General features: G+C 62.3%; 26 protein-coding genes and 1 pseudogene. 21 read left to right on the top strand and 6 right to left on the bottom strand.

The features are described from left to right. From PMI34_RS15360 to PMI34_RS15375, 4 genes are all read left to right on the top strand, one after another. Positions 1–413, top strand: a 413-nt coding sequence (locus PMI34_RS15360) for a hypothetical protein (protein WP_008049670.1), incomplete at its 5' end; no start/stop codon positions are given. Then, complete coding sequence (locus tag PMI34_RS15365) at positions 410–1,024, top strand: hypothetical protein (RefSeq protein ID WP_008049669.1); 615 nt, start codon at positions 410–412, stop codon at positions 1,022–1,024. The genes PMI34_RS15360 and PMI34_RS15365, both read left to right, overlap by 4 nt. Beyond that, complete coding sequence (locus PMI34_RS15370; RefSeq protein ID WP_008049668.1) at positions 1,021–1,638, top strand: hypothetical protein; 618 nt, start codon at positions 1,021–1,023, stop codon at positions 1,636–1,638. Before PMI34_RS15365 ends, PMI34_RS15370 begins: the two co-directional genes overlap by 4 nt. Beyond that, on the top strand, positions 1,635–2,249 hold the full coding sequence (locus PMI34_RS15375; RefSeq protein WP_008049667.1) for a hypothetical protein: 615 nt from the start codon (positions 1,635–1,637) through the stop codon (positions 2,247–2,249). The genes PMI34_RS15370 and PMI34_RS15375 overlap by 4 nt, the downstream gene beginning before the upstream one ends. Positions 2,250–2,502: 253 nt before the next feature. Here the strand turns inward: PMI34_RS15375 and PMI34_RS15380 are convergent, their stop codons facing one another. Together PMI34_RS15380 and PMI34_RS15385 are read right to left on the bottom strand one after the other, a co-directional pair. Continuing rightward, a complete protein-coding gene (locus tag PMI34_RS15380) occupies positions 2,503–3,681 on the bottom strand; it encodes a trans-sulfuration enzyme family protein (protein WP_008049666.1) in 1,179 nt (392 codons plus the stop codon). Continuing rightward, complete coding sequence (locus PMI34_RS15385) at positions 3,678–5,054, bottom strand: pyridoxal-phosphate dependent enzyme (protein WP_008049664.1); 1,377 nt, start codon at positions 5,052–5,054, stop codon at positions 3,678–3,680. The genes PMI34_RS15380 and PMI34_RS15385 overlap by 4 nt, the downstream gene beginning before the upstream one ends. Positions 5,055–5,328: 274 nt before the next feature. Between PMI34_RS15385 and PMI34_RS15390 the strand changes: the two genes are divergently transcribed. The 8 genes and pseudogenes from PMI34_RS15390 (at position 5,329) to PMI34_RS15420 (ending at position 13,259) form a co-directional block, all read left to right on the top strand. After that, entirely contained in the window at positions 5,329–6,690 is a 1,362-nt protein-coding gene (locus PMI34_RS15390) for a flavin-containing monooxygenase (protein ID WP_008049663.1), read from the top strand. Continuing rightward, a complete protein-coding gene (locus PMI34_RS15395) occupies positions 6,690–7,100 on the top strand; it encodes a RidA family protein (RefSeq protein WP_003201555.1) in 411 nt (136 codons plus the stop codon). Before PMI34_RS15390 ends, PMI34_RS15395 begins: the two co-directional genes overlap by 1 nt. A 10-nt stretch (positions 7,101–7,110) precedes the next feature. Continuing rightward, the gene (locus PMI34_RS15400; protein WP_008049660.1) at positions 7,111–7,785 is read left to right on the top strand and encodes a DUF1028 domain-containing protein; all 675 of its coding nucleotides are present in this window, start codon (positions 7,111–7,113) and stop codon (positions 7,783–7,785) included. Further along, entirely contained in the window at positions 7,778–8,947 is a 1,170-nt protein-coding gene (gene argE, locus PMI34_RS15405) for an acetylornithine deacetylase (RefSeq protein WP_008049659.1), read from the top strand. The genes PMI34_RS15400 and argE overlap by 8 nt, the downstream gene beginning before the upstream one ends. Positions 8,948–8,982: 35 nt before the next feature. Beyond that, positions 8,983–10,023: an ABC transporter substrate-binding protein gene (locus PMI34_RS15410; RefSeq protein ID WP_008049655.1), complete on the top strand. Its 1,041-nt coding sequence runs from the start codon at positions 8,983–8,985 to the stop codon at positions 10,021–10,023. A gap of 222 nt (positions 10,024–10,245) precedes the next feature. Further along, a pseudogene (locus tag PMI34_RS29720) lies at positions 10,246–10,329 on the top strand (hypothetical protein); the annotation flags it as partial. A gap of 324 nt (positions 10,330–10,653) precedes the next feature. After that, positions 10,654–12,069 carry a purine-cytosine permease family protein gene (locus PMI34_RS15415; RefSeq protein WP_008049652.1) on the top strand — a complete coding sequence of 472 codons (1,416 nt, stop codon included), beginning with the start codon at positions 10,654–10,656 and terminating at the stop codon, positions 12,067–12,069. A gap of 122 nt (positions 12,070–12,191) precedes the next feature. After that, positions 12,192–13,259, top strand: coding sequence for a GGDEF domain-containing protein (locus PMI34_RS15420; RefSeq protein WP_008049651.1), 1,068 nt, complete (start codon positions 12,192–12,194; stop codon positions 13,257–13,259). On the opposite strand, the gene PMI34_RS15425 is transcribed toward PMI34_RS15420, so the two are convergent. From PMI34_RS15425 to PMI34_RS15440, 4 genes are all read right to left on the bottom strand, one after another. Then, positions 13,256–13,615, bottom strand: coding sequence for a cupin domain-containing protein (locus tag PMI34_RS15425; protein ID WP_008049650.1), 360 nt, complete (start codon positions 13,613–13,615; stop codon positions 13,256–13,258). The two genes, PMI34_RS15420 and PMI34_RS15425, sit on opposite strands and share 4 nt — an antisense overlap. A gap of 13 nt (positions 13,616–13,628) precedes the next feature. Further along, positions 13,629–15,026 (bottom strand): NAD(P)/FAD-dependent oxidoreductase, encoded by a 1,398-nt coding sequence (locus PMI34_RS15430; RefSeq protein ID WP_008049649.1) that lies wholly within the window; start codon positions 15,024–15,026, stop codon positions 13,629–13,631. A 69-nt stretch (positions 15,027–15,095) separates the two neighbouring features. Further along, positions 15,096–16,370 (bottom strand): nucleotide disphospho-sugar-binding domain-containing protein, encoded by a 1,275-nt coding sequence (locus PMI34_RS15435; RefSeq protein WP_008049648.1) that lies wholly within the window; start codon positions 16,368–16,370, stop codon positions 15,096–15,098. A gap of 100 nt (positions 16,371–16,470) precedes the next feature. After that, positions 16,471–17,403: a GntR family transcriptional regulator gene (locus tag PMI34_RS15440; protein WP_008049647.1), complete on the bottom strand. Its 933-nt coding sequence runs from the start codon at positions 17,401–17,403 to the stop codon at positions 16,471–16,473. Positions 17,404–17,602: 199 nt separating this feature from the next. On the opposite strand from PMI34_RS15440, the gene PMI34_RS15445 reads away from it, so the two are divergent. The 9 genes from PMI34_RS15445 (at position 17,603) to PMI34_RS15485 (ending at position 26,202) form a co-directional block, all read left to right on the top strand. After that, on the top strand, positions 17,603–18,658 hold the full coding sequence (locus PMI34_RS15445) for a polyamine ABC transporter substrate-binding protein (protein WP_008049640.1): 1,056 nt from the start codon (positions 17,603–17,605) through the stop codon (positions 18,656–18,658). Positions 18,659–18,740: 82 nt separating this feature from the next. Then, positions 18,741–19,601: an ABC transporter permease gene (locus PMI34_RS15450; protein WP_007987087.1), complete on the top strand. Its 861-nt coding sequence runs from the start codon at positions 18,741–18,743 to the stop codon at positions 19,599–19,601. Next, positions 19,598–20,404: an ABC transporter permease gene (locus tag PMI34_RS15455; RefSeq protein WP_008049639.1), complete on the top strand. Its 807-nt coding sequence runs from the start codon at positions 19,598–19,600 to the stop codon at positions 20,402–20,404. Before PMI34_RS15450 ends, PMI34_RS15455 begins: the two co-directional genes overlap by 4 nt. Next, complete coding sequence (locus PMI34_RS15460) at positions 20,397–21,476, top strand: ABC transporter ATP-binding protein (RefSeq protein WP_008049638.1); 1,080 nt, start codon at positions 20,397–20,399, stop codon at positions 21,474–21,476. Before PMI34_RS15455 ends, PMI34_RS15460 begins: the two co-directional genes overlap by 8 nt. A gap of 32 nt (positions 21,477–21,508) precedes the next feature. Next, the gene (locus PMI34_RS15465; RefSeq protein WP_008049637.1) at positions 21,509–22,792 is read left to right on the top strand and encodes a nucleotide disphospho-sugar-binding domain-containing protein; all 1,284 of its coding nucleotides are present in this window, start codon (positions 21,509–21,511) and stop codon (positions 22,790–22,792) included. Next, entirely contained in the window at positions 22,785–23,153 is a 369-nt protein-coding gene (locus tag PMI34_RS15470; protein WP_008049636.1) for a cupin domain-containing protein, read from the top strand. Before PMI34_RS15465 ends, PMI34_RS15470 begins: the two co-directional genes overlap by 8 nt. A 127-nt stretch (positions 23,154–23,280) precedes the next feature. Next, positions 23,281–23,634, top strand: a complete 354-nt coding sequence (locus PMI34_RS15475; protein ID WP_008049635.1) for a cupin domain-containing protein — start codon at positions 23,281–23,283, stop codon at positions 23,632–23,634. A 5-nt stretch (positions 23,635–23,639) separates the two neighbouring features. Further along, positions 23,640–24,713, top strand: coding sequence for an aminoglycoside phosphotransferase family protein (locus PMI34_RS15480; RefSeq protein ID WP_008049630.1), 1,074 nt, complete (start codon positions 23,640–23,642; stop codon positions 24,711–24,713). Then, entirely contained in the window at positions 24,694–26,202 is a 1,509-nt protein-coding gene (locus PMI34_RS15485) for an aldehyde dehydrogenase family protein (protein ID WP_008049628.1), read from the top strand. The genes PMI34_RS15480 and PMI34_RS15485 overlap by 20 nt, the downstream gene beginning before the upstream one ends. The last annotated feature ends 10 nt before the right edge of the window (positions 26,203–26,212 follow it).

The following is a 26,212-nucleotide window of genomic DNA, read 5'->3' as shown; positions in this document are numbered from 1 at the left end:
CCAAGTCTGATGCCCGCCTTCGTTTCATGGACCCTCAGTACGGCTTTGTAACCCCGCTGGCCCGCTTCTTTACCGTTGGTTTTACTGACGAGAAAGTAAGGGGTGTCCGCATGTCCCCACAAGTCGAGCCACTGTTGCTCGACGACACCCTTAAGGTCGTGCTGGATCTGCAAGACCAATGGCGTAACGCCGGTTGGGTACCCATCAGGGTCAAGGATTTCCCATCGTTAGCCGACACCCCGCAATGGCGAGCCCAACTACGCGATGTCAACAAAGGCGGTACAGTCTACTGGCGGGCAGGTGACAAGTACCAACTGATGCTGGTGGTCAGTCGCTTCAGGGACAACAAGCGTCCCACCGAGGAGCGCTACCTGATCACATTGGGAATCCACCGATCACGGGGCGTGCAATGAGTCTGTTGCAGTGCATTGGCTGGCGACGCGGCGTGCAGGCACTGGCGGTGGCGGCCCTCCTGACATTTGCAGCGACTCAAGTGCTATCGGATGAAGCGGAAATAGCGCTGGTGATTGGCGAGCCGTACGAGGCCATGCGTCAACGCTCCAGCGCAAGCATCGACCCCGCCATACCGGGCCACTCATGGTTCAACGTCCCCAAGTCTGATGCCCGCCTTCGCTTCGTAGACCCTCAGTACGGCTTTGTAACCCCACTGGCCCGCTTCTTTACCGTTGGTTTTACTGACGAGAAAGTGAGGGGTGTTCGCATGTCCCCTCAAGTCGAGCCGCTATTGCTCGACGACACCCTCAAGGTTGTGCTGGATCTGCAAGACCAATGGCGTAACGCTGGCTGGGTGCCCATCCGGGTCAAGGAATTCCCATCGTTCGCCGACACACCGCAATGGCGTGACCGATTGCGAGAGGCAAACAATGTTGAAAAAGCCTACTGGCGAGCAGGTGAAAAGTACCAACTGATGCTGGTGGTCAGTCGCTTCAGGGACAATAAGCGTCCCACCGAGGAGCGCTACCTCATCACATTGGGAATCCACCGATCAAGGGGCGTGCAATGAGTCTATTGCAGGGCATTGGCTGGCGACGCGGCGTGCAGGCACTGGCGGTGGCGGCCCCCCTGACATATGCAGCGACTCAAGTGCTATCGGATGAAGCGGAAATCGCGCTGGTGATTGGCGAGCCTTGGGAAACCATGAGAGAACGCTCCAGTGCGGCCATTGATCCAGCCATCCCTGGGCATTTCTGGGGTAGATTGCCAAAGGCGGATGCTCGCCTTCGTCTTGCTGACCCTCAATATGGCTTTATAACTCCACTAGCGCGCTACTTCACCATTAGCTTCAAAGGTGATGAGTCAGTCAATGTTGTCCATATGTCTCCGCAAGTCGAGCCCCTGCTGCTAGACGATACGCTCAAGGTCGTGCTGGACCTGCAGGAGCAATGGCGCAAGGGTGGCTGGACGCCGAATCGGGTCAGGGAGTTTCCATCGTTCGCCGATACGCCCCAATGGCGCGCCCAACTGCGGGACGTTAACAAAGGCGGCACTGCCTACTGGCTTGCAAGCGACAAGTACCAAGTGATGCTGGTGGTTAATCGCTTTAAGGATAAAAATCGCCCCACAGAAGAGCGTTATCTCATCACGCTGGAGCTTGGTAAGTCACGGGGCATGCGATGAGTTTGATGCATCGCGTGGGGTGGCGACGTGGTGTCGTGGTGCTTGCCGTCACGGTTCTCCTGACAGTGGTGGTGATTCAACTCCTGTCGGATGAACCGGAAATCGCCTTGGTGATTGGCGAACCGTACGAAGCCATGCGCCAGCGCTCCAGCGCAAGCATTGGCCCGGCTATTCCTGGTCACGCATGGTTCAGTATTCCAGAATCCGATGCTCGTCTGCGCTTCATTGATCCCAAGTACGGCTTTGTAACCCCACTGGCCCGCTTTTTCACGATTGGTTTCGATGATGAGTTGATCGATGGTGTCCGCATGTCCCCGCAAATCGAGCCACTACTGCTCGACGACACCCTCAAGGTCGTACTGAATTTGCAGGAACAATGGCGCAAAGCCGGCTGGACCCCCATCCGGGTCAATGAAGATCCTCCATTCGCCGACACGCCAGAATGGCGAGCCCGATTGCGTGACGTGAGCAAAGGCGGCACCTCCTATTGGCATGCGGAAGACAAGTATCAAGTGATGCTGGTGGTTCATCGCTTCAAGGACAACAAGCGCCCCACGGAAGAGCGCTACCTCATCACGCTGGCACTGGCCACGCCGTGGACGAACCCTTGACCCTGCGTCATGAATACGGACGCAGCAATCGCCGCGGGTGGAGGCGTGCGATGAGTCTGATGTATCGCCTGGGCTGGCGATGGCACTGACGGTGGTGGCCCTCCTGAAACACCACCACCCCTGCAAGCAAGCGTGCTTCGGGCGATGTTCCGACGATAGCGGAGTGTCAGTCTGCATCCTTACCGACTGACACACCGCTTTCGCGAGCAAGCCCGCTCCCACAGGTTTTGCGGTGTCCCACCATTCAGGTTGCTTACATCCTTGCCAACGACTGCGCCAGATCCGCGCGCAAGTCCTCGACGTCCTCAACCCCTACCGACAACCGCACCAACCCATCACCAATCCCCAACTCTGCCCGGGTATCGGGCGGGATGGTGGCGTGGGTCATGATCGCCGGGTGTTCGATCAGGCTTTCCACGCCGCCAAGGCTCTCGGCCAGGGCGAAGATCTGTACGTTCTCGAGGAAGCGTTTGGCGCCGGCCAGGTCGCTGTTTAGGTCGAGGGAGATCATCCCGCCGAATCCGCGCATTTGCCGCTGGGCCAGTTCGTGCTGTGGGTGCGAGGGCAGGCCGGGGTAGTAGACCCGGGAGACTTGCGGCTGACGCTCCAGCCACTGCGCCAGTTCCAGTGCGTTGCTGCAATGCCGCTCCATGCGCAGGGCCAGGGTCTTCACCCCGCGCAGGGTGAGGAAGGCGTCGAACGGGCCGGCGATGGCGCCGACGGCGTTTTGCAGGAAGCCCAAACGCTCGGCCAGTTCGGCGTTCTGCCCGACCACGGCGATGCCGCCGATCACGTCGGAGTGGCCGTTGAGGTATTTGGTGGTCGAGTGCAGCACGATGTCGAAACCCAGTTCCAGCGGGCGCTGGATCCACGGGCTGGCGAAGGTGTTGTCGGCCACGCAGATGATGCCGCGTGCGCGGCAGGTGCGGGCGATGGCGGCGAGGTCGGTGAGGCGCAGCAGTGGATTGCTCGGGGTCTCGACCATGACCATGCGGGTGTCGTCCTGCAGGGAGGCCTCGAACGCCGCCAGGTCGGTCAGGTCGACGAAGCTGAAGCGGTGCCCGGCGCTGCGCTGGCGCACCTTGTCGAACAGGCGGAAGGTGCCGCCGTACAGATCGTTGCCCGAGACGATGTGCGAGCCGGCGTCGAGCAGTTCCAGCACCGTGGAAATGGTCGCCAGGCCCGAGGCAAAGGCAAAGCCCCGGGTGCCGCCTTCGAGGTCGGCCACGCAACGCTCCAGGGCCCAGCGCGTCGGGTTGTGGGAACGTCCGTAGTCCAGGCCCTTGTGCACCCCGGGGCTCTGTTGCAGATAGGTGGAGTTGGCGTAGATCGGCGGCATCAAGGCCCCGGTCGATGGGTCCGGCGTTTGCCCGGCATGGATCACCCGGGTGGCGAAGCCCTGAGGCGGGGCGTTTTTGTCCTGTTGACTCATGGCAGGGATCTCCGCAAATGGTTGAGCATGTCGGTTCGGGTAATCAGGCCGTGGAAACCCGAAGCATCCTGGATGATCGCCACCAGCCCACGGCCCAGCTCTGCCTCCAGTTCCGCCAGGGTGGCAGCGGGGGACAGGGTCTGCAGTTTGTCGGTCATGGCGCTGGCCACGGTTTTACGGAAGTGCGCAACGTCCTCATGCACCCCCAGCAGGATGTCAGACTCGTCGATCACGCCGACCAGTTGTTTACCGTTCACCAGCACCGGCAATTGCGACACGTCCGCCAGGCGCATGCGCTGGAACGCGGTGAGCAGGGTGTCGTCGGGGCCGACGCTGATCACCCGGCCATCCTCGAAACGCCGCGCGATCAGGTCGCGCAGGTCGCCGTAGTGCTTGCGTTGCAGCAGGCCCTGATCGTTCATCCACTGGTCGTTGTAGACCTTCGACAGGTAACGCGTACCGGTATCGCAGACGAAGCTCACCACCCGTTTCGGCTGGGTCTGTTCGCGGCAGTAACGCAACGCCGCCGCCAGCAAGGTACCGGTCGACGAGCCGCCGAGAATGCCTTCGGCGCGCAGCAACTGGCGGGCGTGATCAAAGCTTTCTTCGTCGCTGATCGAATAGGCGTGGCGCACGCTGGACAGGTCGGCAATCGACGGGATGAAGTCTTCGCCGATGCCTTCCACCGCCCAGGAACCGGGGGTGGGGAGGGGGGCACCTCGGCTGTATTCAGCCATCACCGAACCGACCGGGTCGGCCAGGACCATTTCCAGGTCCGGCTGTACGCGTTTGAAGAAACGGGTCAGGCCGGTGAGGGTGCCGGCCGATCCGACGCCGACGACGATGGCATCCACATCATGCTGGGTTTGTGCCCAGATCTCCGGCGCGGTGCTGCATTCGTGGGCCAGAGGGTTGGCCGGGTTGTTGAACTGGTCGGCGAAGAACGCATCGGGAATTTCCGCCGCCAGCCGCGCGGCGACGTCCTGGTAGTACTCGGGATGGCCCTTGCCGACGTCGGAGCGGGTGATGTGCACCTCGGCGCCCATGGCCTTGAGGTGCAAGACCTTCTCGGTGGACATCTTGTCCGGCACCACCAGCACCACCCGGTAGCCCTTGGCGCGGCCGACCAGGGCCAGGCCCAGGCCAGTGTTGCCGGCGGTGGCTTCGACGATGGTGCCGCCGGGCCTGAGGCGGCCATCGCGTTCGGCGGTGTCGATCATGGCCAGACCGATGCGGTCCTTGATCGAACCACCGGGGTTCTGTGATTCGAGTTTGAGAAACAGCGTGCAGGGACCGGTATCGAACCGGCTGACGCGTACCAGCGGGGTATTGCCAATCAGTTCGAGTACGGCAGGACGGGAATTGTCGGGCATGTCATCACTCCTTGCGTGAATCCGCACTGGATGGACAGCAATCCGCGCCGGGTCTTCGCGCCGGTCGCGGGCAATGCATCGCTTGGACCATAGGCCGGGATCGGGTCGACCGCAACCTTGCGCGGCCAGCCGGTCACCTCGACGCTTTTTCCTCGCCAGCAACCACAAAAAACATAATTTCGCTATTTCCCGGCTCCGAACAGAATGCGGCCAACACCCTGATACCGATAGCCGCAGCAGAAGAACAACAGTGATCAGAATCGAGGCGGCAGCCATGACCGACCTGAATCAAACCACCTTTCAGAAGTGCACAGCCATGACAGTTGATAAAACCGAAATTGATACGCTTGTTGTTGGCGCCGGCCAGGCCGGCGTGGCCATGAGTGAACACCTGAGCAAACTCGGTGTGCCTCACCTCGTTGTGGAGCGCAATCGTATCGCCGAAGCCTGGCGCACCGGTCGCTGGGATTCGCTGGTGGCCAACGGTCCTGCCTGGCACGACCGCTTCCCGGGCCTGGAATTCGACGGCCTGGACCCGGACGCCTTCGCCGGCAAAGAGCAGGTGGCCGAGTACTTCGAAGCCTACGCCCGCAAGTTCAACGCGCCGATCCGCACCGGCGTGGACGTGAAGAAAGTCGAACGCAATTCCGACCGTCCCGGTTTCACCGTTGAAACCTCCGATGGCGTGATCGAGGCTCGGCATGTGGTGGTCGCCACCGGTCCGTTCCAGCGTCCGGCCATTCCACCGATTGCCCCCGAAATCGCCGGCATCACCCAGATTCACTCCGCCCAGTACTACAACCCGCAGCAACTGGCCGAAGGCGCGGTGCTGGTGGTGGGCGCCGGGTCGTCGGGCGTGCAGATCGCCGATGAACTGCAACGTTCCGGCAAGCAGGTCTACCTCTCGGTCGGCGCCCACGATCGTCCACCCCGTGCCTATCGCAACCGCGATTTCTGCTGGTGGCTGGGGGTGCTGGGCGAGTGGGATGCCGAGGCCATGCAACCGGGCAAGGAACACGTGACCATCGCCGTGAGCGGTGCCCGTGGCGGCCACACCGTGGACTTCCGTCGCCTGGCGCATCAGGGCATGACCCTGGTCGGCCTGACTCAATCGTTCAATGGCACCGTGGTCAGTTTTGAAGACAACCTCGCCGACAACATCCGCCGTGGCGATGAAAACTACCTCGCGCTGCTCGACAAGGCCGACGCCTATATCGAGCGCAACGGCCTGGACCTGCCGCTGGAACCCGAAGCCCGGGCCATGCTGGCGGACCCGGATTGCGTGACAAATCCAATCCTGGAACTGGACCTGCTCAAGGCCGGCGTCACCACGATCATCTGGGCCACCGGTTACTCCACCGACTACAGCTGGCTGAAGGTCGATGCCTTCAAGGAAAACGGCAAACCACAGCACCAGCGCGGCGTGTCGGCCGAGCCCGGTGTGTATTTCGTCGGGTTGCCGTGGCAGTCCCGTCGTGGCTCCGCGTTCATCTGGGGCGTTTGGCACGACGCCAAGCACATCGCCGATCACATCGTTAAACAGCACACCTATTTCAACTATCGGGATGCGACCCAGCGTCAAGCCGACGCCGTCCGCGCACCTGTTCAGAAAGCCAGCCTCATGGGAGTTCGTTAATGCCTACTCATACCCGCATCCGCATGTTCAATACCAAAGACACCTACCCGAACCAGACGCTGGACAACGATCTGTGCCAGGCCGTGCGCGCCGGCAATACCGTGTATGTCCGTGGCCAGGTCGGCACCGATTTCAACGGCCAACTGGTGGGCCTCGGTGATCCGCGCGCCCAGGCCGAACAGGCCATGCGCAACGTCAAGCAATTGCTTGAAGAGGCGGGCAGCGACCTGAGCCACATCGTCAAGACCACCACCTACCTGATCGACCCGCGCTATCGCGAGCCGGTGTACCAGGAAGTCGGCAAGTGGCTCAAGGGTGTGTTCCCGATTTCCACCGGGCTGGTGGTCAGTGCCCTCGGCCAGCCGCAGTGGCTGATGGAAATCGACGTGATCGCTGTCATCCCTGAATAAGGAATTCGCCATGACTTTTTCCATCGTGGGTCGCTGCGCCGAGACTGGCCAGTTGGGCATTGCCATCAGTTCTTCGAGCATCGCCGTCGGTGCGCGCTGCCCCTGGCTGCGTGCCGGGGTCGGCGCGGTGTCGAGCCAGAACATCACGCTGCCGGCCCTCGGCCCGCAGATCCTCGATGAACTGGCAGGCGGCTCGGCGCCGCCCCAGGCGCTGGACCACTCATTGACCCGCAATGGCTACAGCCAGTATCGGCAGGTGGCGGTCGTCGATGCCCACGGGCGTACGGCGGTGTTCAGCGGCAACCATGCCCTGGGCATCAATAACTCTGTGGCCGGTGACCAATGCGTGGCGGCCGGCAACCTGCTGGCCAACAGTGGGGTGATCGAGGCGATGGTCGCGGCCTTCGAAAACAGCGAAGGCTGCCTCGCCACCCGCCTGATGAACGCCTTGCAGGCCGGGCAGGACGCCGGCGGCGAAGCGGGCGCGGTGCACTCGGCTGCGTTGTCGGTGGTCGGTGACCTGACCTGGCCGATTGTCGACCTGCGGGTGGATTGGGCCGATGAAAACCCGATTGGCGAGCTGGGCAAACTGTGGACGGCCTACGAGCCGCAATTGCAGGACTACCTGACCCGCGCCCTCAATCCGACCCTGGCCCCCGCCTATGGAGTGCCCGGTGATGAGTGAGTTGCGCAGCCGCGCCATGCTCGCGCGGTTGATCGGGTTCGCCACGGTCAGCCGCGATTCGAACCTTGAGCTGATCGAGTTCGTGCGTGACTACCTGCACGGACTGGGCGTGGCGTGCGAACTGATCTACAACGCCGAGCGGACCAAGGCCAATCTGTTGGCCACGGTCGGCCCGAGCGTGGCCGGCGGCATCGTGCTGTCCGGTCACACCGACGTGGTGCCGGTGGACGGCCAGGCCTGGACGGTCGAACCGTTCAGCCTGAGCGAGGCGGGCGGCAAGCTTTACGGTCGCGGCACCGCGGACATGAAAGGCTATCTGGCCTCGGTGCTGGCGGCCGTGCCGGTGTTTCTCGCCAGCCCTTTGAAGCGCCCGGTGCATTTGGCGTTTTCCTATGACGAAGAGGTCGGCTGCCTTGGCGTGCGCGGCTTGCTGGAAGTACTGCCCCAACGCATCCCGGCACCGGTGTTGTGCCTGATCGGCGAGCCGACCGAACTCAAGCCGGTGCTCGGCCACAAGGGCAAACTGGCGATGCGTTGCCATGTACGTGGCGCCGCCTGTCATTCGGCCTACGCGCCTTATGGGGTCAATGCCATCGAGCAGGCCGCGCGCCTGATCGGTCGGCTGGGCGACATCGGCGCCACCCTGGCCCGGCCGCCATTGCACGACAAACGCTTCGATCCGGCGTTCTCGACCGTGCAGGTCGGCGTAATCCAGGGCGGTACGGCGCTGAACATCGTGCCAGCGGACTGCCGTTTCGATTTCGAGATCCGCGCCTTGCCCGACTTCGCCCCGCAAGTGGTCGTCGACGAACTGCAGGATTACGCCGAGCAGACGTTGCTGCCGGCCATGCAGGCCGTGGACACCGATACCGCCATCCGCTTTGAAAAAATCTCGGCCTATCCGGGCCTGGCGACACCCGCCGACAGCGCCGCAGCCCGGCTGATTGCCGAGCTGTGCGGCAGCGATGATTTCGGCACCGTGGCCTTTGGCACCGAAGGCGGGCTGTTCAATCAGGCCGGGATTGCGACCGTGGTCTGCGGTCCCGGCAGCATGGACCAGGGGCACAAGCCCGATGAATTTGTCAGCGTCGATCAGATGGCGGCCTGTGACCGCCTGATGGATCGCCTGGCGGCTTACTTGAGTGAATCCGAACACCCATAACAACAACGGGCCGACCAGCCCCGAGGAAGTGATCCATGTCCAGATCCTTGCGTTGCAGTGTTCCGTTTGCCCTGGCGTTGTTGAGTGCCAGTGTGTGGGCGGCCCCCCAGGACCTCACCGTGATTTCCTTCGGTGGTGCTACCAAACAGGCCCAGGATAAGGCCTATTTTCAGCCGTTCAACGCCAGCGGCGCGGGCAACATCATCGCCGGTGAGTACAACGGCGAGTTGTCGAAGATCAAGGCCATGGTCTCGGCCGGTCACACCAGCTGGGACGTGGTGGAAGTCGAAAGCCCCGAGTTGTTGCGCGGCTGCGAGGAGGGTCTGTTCGAGAAGCTCGACGCCGGGCGCTTCGGTGACTCGGCAAACTTTGTGCCCGGTGCGTTGACCGAGTGCGGGGTGGCCACTTACGTCTGGTCGATGGTCATGGCCTACGACCAGAGCAAACAGACCAAGGCGCCGCAGTCCTGGGCGGACTTCTGGAACGTCGCGGACTTCCCGGGCAAGCGCGGCCTGCGCAAGAGTGCCAAGTACACCCTGGAAATCGCGTTGCTCGCCGACGGTGTCAAGGCGGACGACGTGTACAAGGTCTTGAAAACCCCGCAAGGCGTGACGCGGGCCTTTGCCAAGCTCGACCAGATCAAGCCGAACATCCAGTGGTGGGAGGCGGGCGCGCAACCGGCGCAATGGCTGGTGGCCGGGGATGTGGTGATGAGCGCCGCCTACAACGGCCGGATTGCCTCGGCGCAGAAGGAAGGCATGAAGCTGAGCATCGTCTGGCCGCAAAGCCTGTACGACCCGGAATACTGGGCAGTGGTCAAAGGCACACCGAACAAGGCACTGGCGGAAAACTTCATCGCGTTTGCCAGCCAGCCGCAGACGCAAAAAGTCTTCTCGGAAAACATCCCCTACGGGCCGGTGCATCGCCAGACCTTGCCACTGCTGCCCAAGGACGTGCAGGAGCAACTCCCGACCGCCGAGGCCAACCTGGCCGGCGCACGGGCCGTGGACGCAGAGTTCTGGGTCGACCATGGCGAAGAGCTTGAACAGCGCTTCAACGCCTGGGCTGCGCGGTAATACAGAAACCGTGTGAAGACGCAAATCCCTGTGGGAGCGGCGGTGCGGCGATCCGACTTGCCCGCGAAGGCGGTGGGCCAGTCAACATTAATGTTGCTTGTGCCGGCCTCTTCGCGGGCAAGCCCGCTCCCACAGGAATCTTCATTGGCTAAAAATTTGCCGTTTACCCTTTCGAATGTCGGGAAAGGGTGGTGGTGTGTTGTGCTTTGTTTTTGTTTTTACGGTGCCCGGGCGGTTGATGCGGAGTTCTGGGTCGACCATGGCGAAGAGCTGGATCAGCGCTTCAATGCCTGGGCTGTGCGGTAATACAGAAACCGTGTGAAGACGCAAATCCATGTGGGAGCGGGCTTGCCCGCGATGAGGCCGGCACATGCGACATCAATGTTGCCTGATCCACCGCCATCGCGGGCAAGCCCGCTCCCACAGGGATTTCGTTGTTCGGATTTTTATTGGTTTTTCCTGCTGATAAATGGCCATTACTGCGCAATATTTTTTAAGGTTTAAAGGCACAAATTAACTAATTTTCCTCCCCGCGCTCTTTGTCCATGATCGCCTCCAACAAGAAATGCGCCGTCCCGTTTGCGCACACCGAAGTACGAACACGTACTCATCCTTGCCTTGGAGTTCGTCATGTCCACCACCGCTTCATCCGCCCCGCTCATCGAGAAACACACGATCGGGTACGTCCCTCCTGAGGATCGCCACGGAAAGGTCAAAGATCTGTTCACCCTGTGGTTCGGCGGCAATATCGCGCCGTTGCCCATCGTCACCGGCGCGCTCGGCGTGCAGTTGTTCCACCTGAACCTGGTCTGGGGCATTGTCGCGATCATCGTCGGCCACCTGGTTGGTGGTGTGCTGATGGCGCTGCACTCGGCGCAAGGCCCGCAGATGGGCATTCCGCAGATGATCCAGAGTCGCGCGCAGTTCGGTTCCCTGGGGGCGTTGCTGGTGGTGGTGATTGCCGGCGTGATGTACATCGGCTTCTTCGCCTCCAACATCGTCCTGGCCGGCAAGTCGCTGCATGGCGTGGTCGAGAGTGTGCCGGTTTCAGTCGGTATCGTCCTCGGCGGCCTCGGTTCGGGGATCATCGGCATCATTGGCTACCGTTTCATCCACGTGCTCAATCGCATCGGCACCTGGGTGCTGGGACTGGGCATCGTGCTGGGCTTCGGCTACATCCTGACCCACGTGCAGACCGATGACTTCCTCACCCGCGGCAGTTTCAACATTTCCGGCTGGCTGGCCACGGTGTCGCTGGCAGCGCTGTGGCAGATCGCGTTCGCGCCGTACGTGTCCGATTACTCGCGTTACCTGCCCAAGGACGTCAAGGTCAGCTCGACCTTCTGGGCGACCTACCTGGGTTCGTCGCTGGGCTCGATCCTGTCTTTCGTGTTCGGCGCGGTCGCCGTGCTGGCCACGCCCGTCGGCATGGACACCATGGACGCGGTGAAACTCGCCACCGGTGCCATCGGCCCGTTGATGCTGGTGCTGTTCCTGCTCAGCGTGATCAGCCATAACGCCCTGAACCTGTATGGCGCGGTGCTCTCGGTGATCACCTTGCTGCAAACCTTCGCCCACCGCTGGATTCCGACCGCGCAAAGCAGGGCGGTGCTGTCGCTGATCATCCTCGCCGGTTGCTGCGTGGCGGCCATCGGCGCCTCGGCGGATTTCATCGGGCACTTCGTCGACCTGGTGCTGGCGTTGTTGGTGGTGCTGGTGCCGTGGACCGCGATCAACCTCATCGACTTCTACGCGATCCACAAGGGTGACTACGACATCGCCTCGATCTTCCGCGTCGACGGCGGCATCTATGGCCGCTTCAATCCGCAGGCGCTGCTGGCCTACGCCATCGGCATTGTGGTGCAGATTCCGTTCATGAACACGCCGATCTACACCGGCCCCGTGGCGGTGCATATCGATGGCGCGGATCTGTCGTGGCTGGTGGGCTTGATCGTCACGACACCGCTGTACTACTGGCTGGCGAACCGCGATACCGCTTATCGTCGCCGGCAGAACGTGGCGGGCCTGATGTCGGGCAACCTATAAAGGATGCTGGAACCGGCGTGGCGGGTTGAAATGATTGTGTAATTCGGGATGGTCGTTTGCCGGGCGTATCGCTATGCTCAGCGAGTTTGCCAAACGCCAATGATAACAATCACAGTGAAACCATGAGCCAATCAGACACGCGAGCGACTGTTCTAGCGCTGTATCCGGAAGACTCCCGCGAGGCCGCGGCATTGCTCAAGCAGGCAGTGCCGCTGATGGTTCGTCACAACATTCCGCCCAACCCGGTGCACTACGCGCTCTGGTACACCTACAGCAAGGGCCAGGAGCCGGAGCTCAACCGGCACCTGGACCGGGTGGTCAACGACTTCGACTGTTTCCCGCCGGAGTCCGCCGCCAAACTGTTTCGCGAGTACATCATCCGCGATGAACTGGCGGATGCCCGCTCCGGGCAGCAGGACGCAATCAACCTGGTCGACGACATGGAGCGCGATGTGTCGCGCAGCGTGAAGGGCAACCAGAACTTCCAGGCCAGCCTCGGCCAATACCTGCAAATGCTCGAAGAGCCCACCGACGAGCGCTTGCCGAGCATCCTGGTCCAGCTGCAACAGAGTACCCGGCTGATGCAGGGGCAGCAGGAGCACTTCCTCGCCCAGTTGCAGTCGGCGCAGCATGAAATCAAAAGCCTGCGGGACAAACTCGAACGCGCCCAACTGGCCGCGACCCTCGATGGCCTGACCGAATTGCTCAACCGCAGCACCTTCAACCGCCAGCTTGAACAGGCCATGGGCAACGTGGCGACGGGCGTGGCGCTGGTGATGCTGGATATCGATCACTTCAAGCAATTCAACGATCAGTACGGCCATCCCTTGGGCGACCGCGTGCTTCAGCATGTCGCCCGGGTGTTGCGCGATTCGCTGTCCGGCGAAGCGTTCGCGGCGCGTTACGGCGGCGAGGAGTTCTGCGTGGTGCTCAAGGACTGCCAGGACCTGGCCACCGCGGCCGCTTTTGCCGAGCGCCTGCGCCTGAAAATCCAGTCGCTGCGGGTCAAGGCCCGGGGCACCGACACGGTGCTGGACACCATTACCGCGTCGTTCGGCGTGGCCCATGCACAACCTGGCGACACACCGGAAAGCCTGTTGACCCGCGCTGATGACGCGCTGTACCAGGCCAAGCGCAACGGGCGCAATCAGGTGCGTCAGCAGCCTGATGTAGCGGTCGGGGCCGTTTAGCCGAGGATGAAGTAAACCTTGCGCACCGTCGTGAGGTTTTCCCAAGTGCCGTTGAATCCGCTGGCGACCACGAAGCAATCACCGGGGCCGAACGTGCGCGCGACGCCTTCGGCATCGGTCAGGCGCACGGTGCCTTCAAGGATGTGACACAGCTCGTCGTAATCGCACTGGCAACGCTCCCGGTGCGGTCCCGCCTCCCAGATGCCGGCCACGGCGTTTTTCCCGGGCGCTACAAAGTGCCGCCAACTCTTGCTGCGATAAGGCGCGTCGACCACGGCCGGGTCGTTGATTTCGGTTTCACGGGGTGCAAGGTCGCTGGCGAAGTCGATGACGTGCCGGGGCAGGGCTGTGGACATGGTGGTCTCCGGATCAGGAATCGAAACCGATGCCAAAGGCATCGAAGGTCTTGAGCAGCAGGTCGCGGTGACCGTCGCGGTCTTCGCGCGCCAGTGAACGCTGGGCCAGTTTCACGCCGACATAACGCAAGGGTTCGGGCGGAAAGCGGAACGGCGCCTTGGAGGTCATCAGCAGTTCGGTGCGTTCGGTGCGCTCGCCGGCCAGCAGGTCGAGCATGTTCAATGCAGCGAAACGGCTGGCGGACACCCCTTGCCCGGTGAAGCCCAAGGCATAGGCGACGCGGCCCTGGTGCTCGCAACCGGTGAACATCGTGGTGCGCGCGGAGGTGTCGATGATGCCGCCCCAGGCATGGCTGAAACGCACACCGCACAGGGCCGGGAAGGTCTGCCGAAACTGTTCGGCCAGACGCTGAAAGCTCTGCGGGCGCTGGGTCAGGGCTTCGTCGCGGCGTGCGCCGAAATGGTAAACGGCATCGTAACCGGCCCATAGAATCCGGTTGTCGGCGGTCTTGCGCAGGTAGTGGAACTGGTTGCCGGAATCGGCGATGCCATAGCGTTCGATCCAGCCGATGGCTTGCAGCTGCGCATCTCTCAAGGGTTCGCTGACCAGGCTGTAGTCGTAGACCGGGATCACGCTCGATGCCAGATGGCCGAGCAGCGGCGGGGCGATGTTGGTGGCGAGGGCGATTTTGCCAGCGGTCACTTCGCCGCTTTCTGTGCGCAGGCGCAGGTTGTCTTTGTCCGCGCTCAGTTGCAGGACCGGGCTGTTTTCGAACAGTTGAATGCCTTGCTCAAGGCAAACACGGCGCAATTCAGCGGCCATTTTTGCCGGGTTGAGCAGGGCGTAGTTGGGTTCGAACAGGCCGGCCACATACGCCGGGGAGTCGAGTTTTTGTGCCAGCGCACTGTCTTCCAGCCATTCGCAGTCGATACCGAACTGCGCATAGTTACGCTGCATCGAGCGCAGCCCGTCGACCTGCCACGGCTGGCTGGCGACGTTGAGTTTGCCCTGGCGTTCGAACTCGACCTGCATGCCGAAACGATCCAGGTCGGCGGCCAGCTCATCGAGGTTCTGCCGGCCCAGGCGGATCAGTTGCTGCGCTTCATCCGGCCAGCGCTTGAGCGCGTTGGAGACGCCATGGGAGATGCTCGGCGCGCAGAAACCGCCGTTGCGCCCGCTGGCCTCACCGCCGCAGTGTCGCGCCTCGATGATCGCGATGCTCAGCCCGGGGTTGCGCTGGCGTGCCAGTAGCGCCGTCCACAATCCGGTAAAGCCGCCGCCGACCACCGCCAGGTCGCACTGCACTGTGCCGCTGACGGAAGGTGCGGCGGGCGGTGGGGTGACGGTGTCCTGCCAGAAGGGATGGGGCATGACGTGGTCGAGGGAATCGAGACGCGGTGGGGCATTCATGCTGAAACTCCGGCGTGTGTCGGGCAGCGACGATTGCGTTCGGTTGCCCGACGGTTTTTGTTGTTATGGCTAGAGGTCTAGGATCGCGCGTGCAGCAATGTCGGTGCCGCGGGTCGCCTGCATGCGCTCGCTGAATGATTTGAGGCGTTGTTTCATCGCTTGGTCGGCCAGCAACTGTTCGAGGGCGGCGGGCAGGGCGGCCAGGGGATCGGCGAAGCGCGGCAGGTAGCGGCCGACGCCGGTTTCCTCGGCGCGGGCGGCGTTGTCGTGACCGTCCCAGCAATAGGGAATGATCAGTGACGGCAGACCGAAGTACAGCGCTTCGCAGAAGCTGTTGTTGCCGCCGTGATGGATGAACACATCGCATTCCTTGAGCACCGCCGGCTGGGCAAACCAGCTGTCGAGGTACACGTTGTCCGGTACGGTGGTGTACATGTCGCGGTAGGCGCCGACGTTGACCAGGAAGCGGTAGGGCAAGGTTTCGATTGTGCTGATCAGGCGCTTCATCATCCCGGTGTCGGCGGCGCCGAGGCTGCCGAAGCTGAGGTAGATCAGCGGTGCGTCGTTGTGCCGTGGAAAGTCCGGGACGATGTACGGCGCTTCGCGGCGCACGCAGCCGTCGAGGTACACGTAGCGTTGCGGGTCCAGCGGTTGCTGGCGCTCATAGCGCACGGGCGTCGGTGACAGCAGCAGGTTCAGCCATGGCGAGTCGGTGAGGAACTGCCCCGCAGGGCACGGCGCGGTGCCGTTGCCGAGGAGAAATTGCGAAAAGCGTTCATGGGCCGGTGCGACAGCCTTCAGGTACTGCTCTGTGTAGCGCTCGCAGGCCTGGGTGTCGCTGGCCAGGCACCCGGACAGGTACGGCGGAACGGCCGCATCCGGCAGTTCGGTTTCGGCGCAGGACACCACTCGCACCCAAGGGCAACCGGCATTGGCGATGGCCGGGAACATCACTACGTTGTCGAGCACGATCACGTCGGGCTTGAGGCGGCCGAGCAGCTGCTGCAGGGGTTTTTCCGCTTCGATGGCGGTGTCGATGATGGCTTCCCAGGCCGGCGCCACGTAACTGTCGATCTGTGCCAGAGGGGTCTGGTCGAAGTAGGGAATGCTGCGCTCGATGAAACGTTCCCAGTAGTGCTGGTGTTCCGCAGCCGACAATGGGCTCGCTTGCGGAATCGGGTACTCGTCGAAACCGTATTCGGCGAACAGCCCCTGGAAATGTTCATGGCAGATGAACACCGGCCTGGCGCCCAGCTCACGCAGCGACTGAGCGATACCAATGCAGTTCAAGGCCGCGCCGAAACTGGCTTCCGGAAACAGGGCGATCAGTTTTTGTTTTTGCATGGCGAGGGACTGTCCATGGCGGGTCAGACCCGCCGTTCCTGAAGGTGTTTGTGATGCTGTCTTATTTTTAAAAAAAAATCATCATGTTTCTGCGAGCCGGTTAGCGACGCCCAAACAGATGACTTTGCGGGATGCCCCGGTTGGCGGTTTGCGGGCGTTGCGCGGCGCTCAGGCGCAGGTGCAGGCGCAGCAGGTCGGCGGCGATCTCCATCTGTCCGCGCTCGATCTGCGCGATGATTTGCAGGTGTTCGCGCAGTGCTTCCTGCAGGCGGTGCACGCTCACCGATGGCAGCAGGTTCGGCAGGCGTCGCAGACCCTGATGCTGGAGCAGGGCGTCGCTGATGAAGCGGTTGCCGCAGCTCTGGGCCAGCAGTTCGTGGAAGCTGATGTCCAGTTCGCGAAACTGTTGGATATCGAAGTCTTCCACGGGGCGGGCGAGCAGGCTTTGGGTGGCGCTGCGCAACAGCGCCAGGCGTTGCGGGTCGGCGTTGAAGCTGGGGCTGAGCAGGGCTTCGGGTTCGAGGATCAGGCGGAATTTCAGGCTTTCTTCGAGGGCGGCCAGGCTGTTCAGTGATGGGCGAAACAGCCAGGACTGGCCGGGGCCGCGTTCGATGGCCTGGTTTTCGCTCAATTGCTGCAGGGCTTTTTGTGCCGCCGGTCGGCCGATGTCGTAGCGGCGCATCAGCTCACTGATGCTGATGCTGTCGCCCAGGCGCCCGGCCATGCGGTCGCGCAGTACCGAGGCGGCCAGTTCTTCTTCTTCGGCCTGGGGCAGGGCGGCGTTGAGGGTCTGGCCGGCCGGGGGTGCCAGCAGGGTGTAACCCTTGCCCGCTTCGTGGCTCAGCAGATTTTCTTCCAGCAGTACTTTCAGGGCGCCGCGAATCAGCGTGCGCGAGACCTGGAAAGTCCGGGCCAAGGCCTGTTCGGCCACCGGGTCGCCGGTCACCAGGCCGCTTTCCTGGGTGTGCTCGAGGATGCGCCGGGCCAGTTCCAGGTGATTGGTGCGCGGTTTTTTTTCGGCTGTCGTGCTCAAACGTCTTTTCTCGTTGTGATCCGCTGTCGGACTCAGTTGCCCATCTTATGTCATGCGCTGGCCAATCGTCAGGCTGGAAAAAATGCGTTGACATCTTTTGATACTGGTCCTAATTTCTAAAAAAAAACACAAGCAATCGTTTCTCGTTTTGCCGTACTGCCTTCGAACACAACAATAAACAATCGTCGGGTGAGTATTTATGAGCAAGCTGAATGATCTTCTGTGCGTGGGATTGGCCGTTTCCCTGGCGATCGCTTCACAGGCTGCAAGTGCGAAAGACATGGTGATTTCCATCTGGGACGGCTACATGGCCCCGGATGCGCTGGACAAGTTCAAGGCTGCCAGCGGTGTGGACGTCGACAAGGCGCTGCACGCCACCAACGAAGAAATCATGGGCAAGCTGATGGCTTCCGGTGGTGAAGGGTACGACGTGGTGTTCGTCTCCTCGCCTTTCGCCGAAGTCTTGCACAAACAGGGGCTGCTGGCGGACATCGATCCGGACAAGGTCCCCAACCTGAAAAACCTCTACCCCGAAGCCACGCACCTGGAATATGACCAGGGCAACCGGTTTTCCGTGCCTTACACCTGGGGCACCACCGGCATCTGCTACCGCTCCGACAAGGTGACACCGGCGCCACAGAGCTGGAACGAGCTGCTCAACCCGAGCGATGCCCTCAAGGGCAAGGTGACGATGCTCGCCACCGACCGCTGGATGCTCGGCGCCGGTTTCCTCGCCAAGGGCTGGTCGGTCAACGACAGCGACCCCGCGCAAATCGCCGCGGTTCGCGATCAACTGATCGCCACCAAGAAACGCATTCTGTCCTTCGACGACACCACCTTCTATTCCAAGCTGGCCTCCGGCGAATCGCTGATGGCCCACGCCTGGGACGGCTGGTGCAACTACGGCACCCAGGCCAACGCGGCGATCAAGTTCGTAGTGCCCAAAGAAGGTTCCGACCTGTGGGTGGACACCATGGTGGTGCTCAAGAGTTCGAAGCACCAGGACCAGGCCTTCGAGTTCATCAACTTCATGCTGGCCAAGGAAAACCATGCCTGGGTCGCCGAAAACATCCTCTACAAAGTCCCCAACCAGGCGGCCATGGCCGGGTTGTCCGCGGACCTGCTCAAGCAATATCCCAACCTGACCATCGCCCCCGCCGAGTTGCTGAAAATGGAGCAATTGCGCGACCTGGGCGGCACCACGCAAAAGGCCTACACCCGCGCCGTCACCGAAATCATGGCAGCGCAGAACTAACGCCACGTCGATCCGAGGCATGCCCGGCATGCCTCACCACGCTCGCAAGCCGCCTCTGTCCTGAGGCGGGAGGATAGGGTTAATGAGTGCTTTGCATGCTGACAGGCGTCTGTCGGCCTGGCTTCTTGCGCCCGGCTTCGGCTGGCTGCTGATGTTCCTGGTGATTCCGTGCCTGCTGGTGCTGGTCTACAGCTTCGTCGAACGGGGTGCCTACGGTGGCATCGACTGGTTGTTCACCTGGGAAAACTACCAGCGCGCGTTCGATCCGCTGTACCTGGGCATCCTGCTCAAGTCGGCGAAGATCGCCGGGCTGGCCACGGTGTTCGCGGTGTTGATCGGCTACCCGGCGGCCTATGCGATTGCCCGTGCGCCACGGCGGCGTCAGGCGGTGTATCTGTTTCTGGTGATGCTGCCGTTCTGGAGCAACTACCTGATCCGCACCTACGCCTGGATCGTCCTGCTCAACCGCGAAGGCCTGATCAACCGCCTGCTGCAAGTGTTCGGCTACAGCGGCGAACCCATCAGCCTGCTGTACACCGAATCGTCCGTGGTGCTGGGGCTGGTCTACAACTACATCCCCTTTGTGATCCTGGCGATTTTCTCGTCGCTGTCGCGGATCAACAACGAATTGTGGGACGCCTCGAAAGACCTCGGCGCCTCGGGCTGGATGACCTTTCGCCGGATCATCCTGCCATTGAGCGTGCCGGGTATCGCCGCCGGAGCGGTGTTTGTCTTCGTGCTGAGCATCGGCAACTTCATCACCGCCGACCTGCTCGGTGGCAAGCAGGTGCAGATGGTCGGCAACCTGATCTATTCGCAATTCCTCACGGCGCGGGACTGGCCGTTCGGTGCGGCGCTGAGCTTCTTCCTGATCGCGATCATGTTGATCCTGTTGTTCATCCAGGCCCTGGTGGCCCGTCGTGCAGAAGGGGCGCGCTCATGAGTCAGCCACGTTCTGTCAGCGCCACCGTGCTGGGTTCGCACCTGGGGCTGGTGTATGCCTTCCTTTATATACCGATCCTGGTGCTGATCCTGCTGTCGTTCAACAAGTCCGGGTTGCCCACCGCCTGGGGCGGCGTGTCGCTGAAATGGTACGCGGCACTGGCGCACAACACGGCGATCCTGTCGGCGGCGCTCAACACCCTGATCGTCGCTTTGTCGGCGACCTTCATTGCCTGCGTGCTCGGCACGTTCCTGGCGCTGGGCATCGAGTTGCGCCGCAAGGACAACCACAAGGGCCAGGTGGTCGACACCTTGCTGATGGCGCCGATGATCATTCCCGACATCGTGCTGGCGATTGCGCTGCTGAGTTTTTTCAACCTGCTCAAGGTCGGCCTGGGGCTGCACTCGATCATCATCAGCCATGCGGTGTTCAACATCGCCTTCGTCTGCGCGGTGGTGCGCACGCGGCTCAAGCACTTCGACTATTCGATCCTCGAAGCCTCGATCGACCTGGGCGCGAGCTGGTTCACCACCTTCCGTCGGGTGCTTCTGCCGGTGATTTTCCCCGGTGTGCTGGCCGGTGGTTTGCTGTCGTTCACCCTGTCGGTGGACGAATTCATCATCGCCTTTTTCAACTCCGGTTCCGGCCAGGCCTCGACCACGTTGCCCATGCAGATCTACGCCATGATCCGCTTCGGCGTCACCCCGGAAATCAACGCTCTGGCGACGCTGGTGATGCTGGTCAGCATCACCGCGCTGCTGGCCTCGCAGCGTCTCAACAAGGCTCCTCGCACCCATGAATAATTCATCTGCGGTACTGATCCTGGATAAGGTCAGCAAGTCTTATGGCAACGGCCTGGCGGTCAACGAGGTGTCGCTGAGCATCCGCGAGAACGAGTTCTTCGCGCTGCTCGGTCCGTCGGGCTGCGGCAAGACCACGCTGCTGCGCATGCTCGCCGGTTTCGAGACCCCCAGCGGTGGCTGCATCTACCTGGACGGCAATGACATCTCGCCGCTGCCGGCCAACAAGCGTCCACTGAACCTCATGTTCCAGTCCTACGCGCTGTTTCCCAACATGACCGTGCGCAAGAACATTGCCTACGGCCTGGAAATGGAGCGCCTTCCGGAACGCGAAATCCGTCGTCGAGTCGATGAAGTGCTGAGCACCGCGCAGCTGGGTGAGCTGGCCGAGCGCAAGCCTGATCAACTCTCCGGCGGCCAGCGTCAGCGGGTGGCATTGGCCCGGGCGCTGGTCAAACGTCCGCGGGTGTTGCTGCTCGACGAGCCCTTGGGCGCCCTCGACAAAAAGCTGCGGGAAAAGATGCAGCTGGAACTCAAGCGCCTGCAACACGAGAGCGGCATCACTTTCATCATCGTCACCCACGACCAGGAAGAAGCCCTGGTGATGTCCGACCGCATGGCGGTGCTCGACGGCGGCAAGGTGTGCCAGTGCGGCAGCCCGACCGAGCTCTACGAAAACCCCAACAGCCGGTTTGTCGCCAACTTCATCGGCGTCAGCAACCTGCTCGAAGGCGTGCGCTCGGGCCAGCACTCGGTGCGGGTCAACGGCCAGGAACTGAACGTTGAAACCGACGCACCGTTGCTGAGCGGCCAATCCGTCGCCGTGGTGGTGCGCCCCGAACGCCTGCAAGTGCTGACGGAGCAGGGCGGCGATTGCGCCAATCAGGTCAGCGGCAAGATCGTTGAAGTGGCTTATCACGGCCTCGACACCAACCTGCACGTGCAGACAGCCCTCAGCGACAAACCGCTGATCGTGCGCGTGCCGTCTTCACAGTTCGAATTCGCCCATTTTGCAATCGACACGACCATCCGGCTGGGCTGGCAAGCCCGGCATGCCCGCGTATTGACACGCTGAACAATAAAAAGACCAGGCAGGAGCAGCACTCGATGAAACAGAAAGTGATCGCATTCTTCCCCGAAGCCGCCTACGGCCCGGCCCTGAACTCAGTGGGTATCGCCCAGGCCTGTGAAGCCCTGGGCCATAAAGCGGTGTTCCTCACCGACCCGGGCATGAGCGGTGTCTACGCCGGTTATGGTTTTGAAGAGCACATGGTCAACATGTCGGCACCGATGCCGGCCGAAGAGATGGCCCGCTACTGGGTGGACTTCATCAACGGCCACATTCCGAATTTCCGCAAGTCACCGCTGGAGCAGATCGACAACTACGTCAAGGAATGCTGGGCGGCCATCGTCGAAACCGCCAAGTGGGCGCAAAAGGACCTGCCGGCGGTGCTGGACAAGGTCAAGCCCGACCTGATCTGCGTCGACAACGTGATCCTGTTCCCGGCGATCAAGCAATACGGCAAGCCGTGGGTGCGGATCATTTCCTGCTCGGAAAACGAGATCGAAGACCCGGATATCCCGCCGCACCTGTCGGGCATGAGCATCGACGACAAGGCCGGCCACGCGCAATTCCGCCAGCGTTTCGAGGAAGTGGTCGGGCCGATCCACGAGGACTTCAACCAGTTCCTCCAGGCCCACGGTGAAGCGCCTTATCCGCTGGGCACCTTCTTTGAAGCCTCGCCCTTCATGAACCTGTTGCTGTACCCGGACGCGGTGAAGTTCGACCGCCGCCATCCGCTGCCGGCCGAGCGCTTCCATTACCTGCAAGGCTGCGTGCGCCATGACACGCCCTACGAGATTCCACAGTTCCGCGCCCACAACGACAAGCCGCTGCTGTACGCCAGCTTCGGCAGCCTCGGTTCCGGCGACGTCGAGTTGCTCAAGCGCCTGATCGAGGCGGTGGGCAAGCTGCCTTACCGGGCGTTGTTCAACGTCGGCGAGCACCTGGACGAATACACCGACCTGCCGGACAACGTGCAGATTTCCAACTGGTTCCCGCAGCCGTCGGTGATCGCCCAGGTCGACGCGGTGATCCACCACGGGGGCAACAACAGCTTCACCGAGTGCCTGTTCTTCGGCAAGCCGGCGATCGTCATGTCCTACGTCTGGGACGGCCACGACAACGCCATGCGCGCCGAAGAAAGCGGCCACGGCTTCAAGCTCGATCGCTACGAATGGAGCGAAGAACAGCTCGCACAAAAACTCCTCGCGTGCCTCAACGACGAGGCGATGCGCCAACGCCTGCAGCGCACCAGCGCGCAAATGCAATCGCGCAAGGGGCCGCAAGACGCGGCCGCGATTCTCGACAAGGTGCTCAACGATGCCTGATTCATCCACCACGGCGGGTATCACGCCGTACCTCGAAGCCGTCAGCAGCCGCACCGACCTGGTGGACTGGGGCGTGCAGAGCGACGCCGTCGAAGGCGTCTCGCATTCCAGCGGGCGCTTGCTGTTCAAGGGCCCGAACAACAGTCCGGAAACCGGGTTGTGGGTGTGCACCCCCGGGCGCTGGCGGTTGTCGATTCCCCGGGACGAGCTGTGCCATTTCATCGCCGGGCACGCCACTTACCGCAATGACAACGGCGAAGTGATCGAAGTGCGCCCCAACACCCTGGTGCTGTTCCCGGCCGGCTGGACGGGCGAATGCCACGTCCGGGAGACCCTGCGCAACGTTTACATGCTCGCTTGAGCGAGAGCTTTGAGCGGCAAGCTTCAAGCTGCAAGTTAGAAGCAGCGCGATGTGGGCTTTGAGCTTTGAGCTTTGAGCTTGGGGCTTGCAGCTTGCAGCTAAAAAACACTTTTTCTGGAGAGCAATAATGAATATGCCGACTACCCCGTTTCTGTACAACCCGCTGGACATCACCGACGTCAAGGATTGGGGCGTGATCCCGACCATGCTCGAGGGTGAATCCCGTGTTTCCGGCGTGGTGCTGCACAAAGGCCCCGAAGGCCAGTCCGAATGCGGTATCTGGATCTGCACCCCGGGCAAATGGTTTTGCCATGTCACCAGCGACGAGTTCTGCCACTTTCTCGAGGGCCGCTGCACTTACGTCCACGAGTCCGGCGAAGTGATCGAGATCAAGCCGGACACCGCCGCCTTCTTCGGCAAGGACTGGAAGGGTGTGTGCACCGTCCACGAGACCATCAAAAAGGTCTACATGATCCGGTGACTGCCATGACAGATGCATTGGCGTCATTGCCAACCCGTGAAGACCAGCGCGCCGCCTTTCTGACCCGCGCCGGTTTCGCCGGCGCCACGCTGGTCGCCTTGCCGGCGGATGCTTCGACCCGGCGTTATTTCCGCCTGGAGGGCGCGGGCCTGTTGCTGATGGATTCGCCCCCCGACAGTGAGCCCATCGGTCCGTTCGTGCGCATCGCCCGGCAGTTGCAGGGGTTGGGCCTGTCCGCGCCGGCCTTGCTGGCGGTGGACGAGGTGGCGGGGCTGGCGTTGATCGAGGATTTCGGTCACGACACCTACACCCGGCTGCTGCTGGCCGGGCATTTGGAGTCGGATTTGTATCACCTGGCGGTCGATACGCTGGTGGCGCTGCATCGCGCAGCGCCAGCCACGGAACTGGCGCCTTACGACGGTCAGCGACTGGCGGACGAGTACGCGCTGTTTATCGACTGGTACGTGCCGCTGCTGATCGGCAAGGACGCGGCGCGGAACGTGCGCGATGAGTATCTGGCGTTGTTCGCCGACGCCTGTCGCGACGTCGCAAAACGCCGCGAAGCCCTGGTGCTGCGCGACTTTCACGTCGACAACCTGATGCTGCTGCAAGGCCGTGAAGGCGTGGCGGCCTGCGGCTTGCTGGATTTCCAGGACGCCCTGGTCGGGGCGGCGGCCTATGACCTGATGTCGCTGCTCGAAGACGCCCGGCGCGATGTGCCCGAGGCGTTGCGTGAGGCACTGATCAGCCATTACCTGTTGCAGCGCCCGGAGCTGGACGCGCCGGGTTTTCTCGAAGACTACCGGCGCCTGGCCGCCCAGCGTCACGCCAAGGTGCTGGGGATTTTCGTACGCCTGGCCGGCCGTGACGGCAAGCACGGTTACCTGGCGCACCTGCCGCGCACCCTGGGTTTGTTTGTCCGCGCCCTGGACGCCGAGGCCTTTGCGCCCCTGCGCCAATGGCTCGACCGGCACGTGCCCGGCTGGCGTGAACAACTGCCCGCCGCGACCCTGGCGACGTTGCGTGAAACCCCTTATCGATCGGTTCAAGGATCATCCCATGGCCACGTTCAACACTGACACCGCATTGCGTTTCATCAATTCTGATTTCCTGCCGCTGACCGATGGCCGTGTACGCGAAGTGCTCGACCCGGCGACCCTGCAACCGGTCGGGCAAGTCGGCGTGTGTGGCGCAACCGATGTGCAAGCCGCCACCGATGCTGCCACCGCCGCGCAAAAACAATGGCGCGTCGTGGATGCCAAAAGCCGCGCCGCGCGCCTGCATCAACTGGCCAACGCCATCGAACAGAATGTGGCCTGCAACCGAGAAGTCGCACGCCTGATGACCCTGGAGATGGGCAAGCCGTTTCCCGAGGCCATGGGTGAGTTGGCCAACTGCGCGCCGATCTTTCGCTACTACGCGGAAATGGCCCGGGACGATGCCGGCAAGGTCGCCGGCACCACGCAGATCGGCTCGTTCCAGCATGTGCGTTACGAGCCGTATGGCGTCAGCGTACACATCATGCCGTTCAACTTTCCGATCCTGCTGATGTGCTGGACGGTCGCCGCGTCCCTGGCGGCGGGCAATGCCTGCATCATCAAGCCGGCGGAAGCGACGACCCTGTGCACCCTGAAGTTCATGGAACATTTCAGCGCGTTGTTGCCGGGGCTGGTGTCCTGTGTGCCGGGCGATGCGCTCACCGCGCAATTGCTGGTGCAGTCGGCGCAGACCCACGCGGTGGCGTTCACCGGTAGCGTGGCGGCAGGCAAGGCGGTGGCCGTGGCTTGTGCCGAACGGATGAAGCCTTGCGTGATCGAGGCTGGTGGCAGCGATCCGCTGATTATCTCCAGGCATGCGCCGTTGGAAGTGGCAGCGGCGGGGGCGGTGACGGCGGCGTTTCACCTCAGCGGGCAAATCTGCACCTCGGCGGAACGCTTCTACGTCGTCGACGAAATCCATGACGAGTTTGTCGCGAAATTCGCCGAACGCACCCGTGCCTTGCGCATTGGCCATGGCCTGGAACGCTCGGAGATCGGGCCGATGGTCAGCGAGGTGGCGCGCAACAAAGTCATGCACCTGGTCGATGACGCCGTGGCCAAGGGCGCGACAGTGGTGTGTGGCGGGCGGATTCCGCCCGGGCACAGCGTCGGCTGGTTCTATGAGCCGACAATCCTCACCGGCGTGACCGGTGACATGGCGATTCTTCAGGAAGAGTGCTTTGGCCCGGTGGCGGCGATCTGTCGGGTCAGCGATTTCGATGAGGCGGTGCGGCTGGCCAACGACTCGCCATTCGGCCTTGGCGCCTCGCTGTTTTCCACGGATCTGGCCGAGGCCATGGAAGCCGCCGAGCGTCTGGAGGCGGGGATGGTCTGGGTCAACAATCCGCTGATCGACAACGATGCGCTGCCGTTCGGCGGCTGGAAGATGTCCGGCCTTGGGCGCGAGCTCGGGCGTCAGGGGCTGGAAGCGTTCCGCCGCTCGAAAATGGTCATCATCGACCACCAGCCGAAAATCCAGGACTGGTGGTATCCCTACGCCGATGACGTGTTCTATCGCGATCCGGCCTGAAGCCGGGATG

The organism is Pseudomonas sp. GM74 (genome assembly GCF_000282455.1).
Classification (GTDB): Bacteria; Pseudomonadota; Gammaproteobacteria; order Pseudomonadales; family Pseudomonadaceae; genus Aquipseudomonas.
The sequence above is the reverse complement of the archived record's forward strand: the minus strand, read 5'-3'. Positions and strand labels throughout refer to the sequence as shown.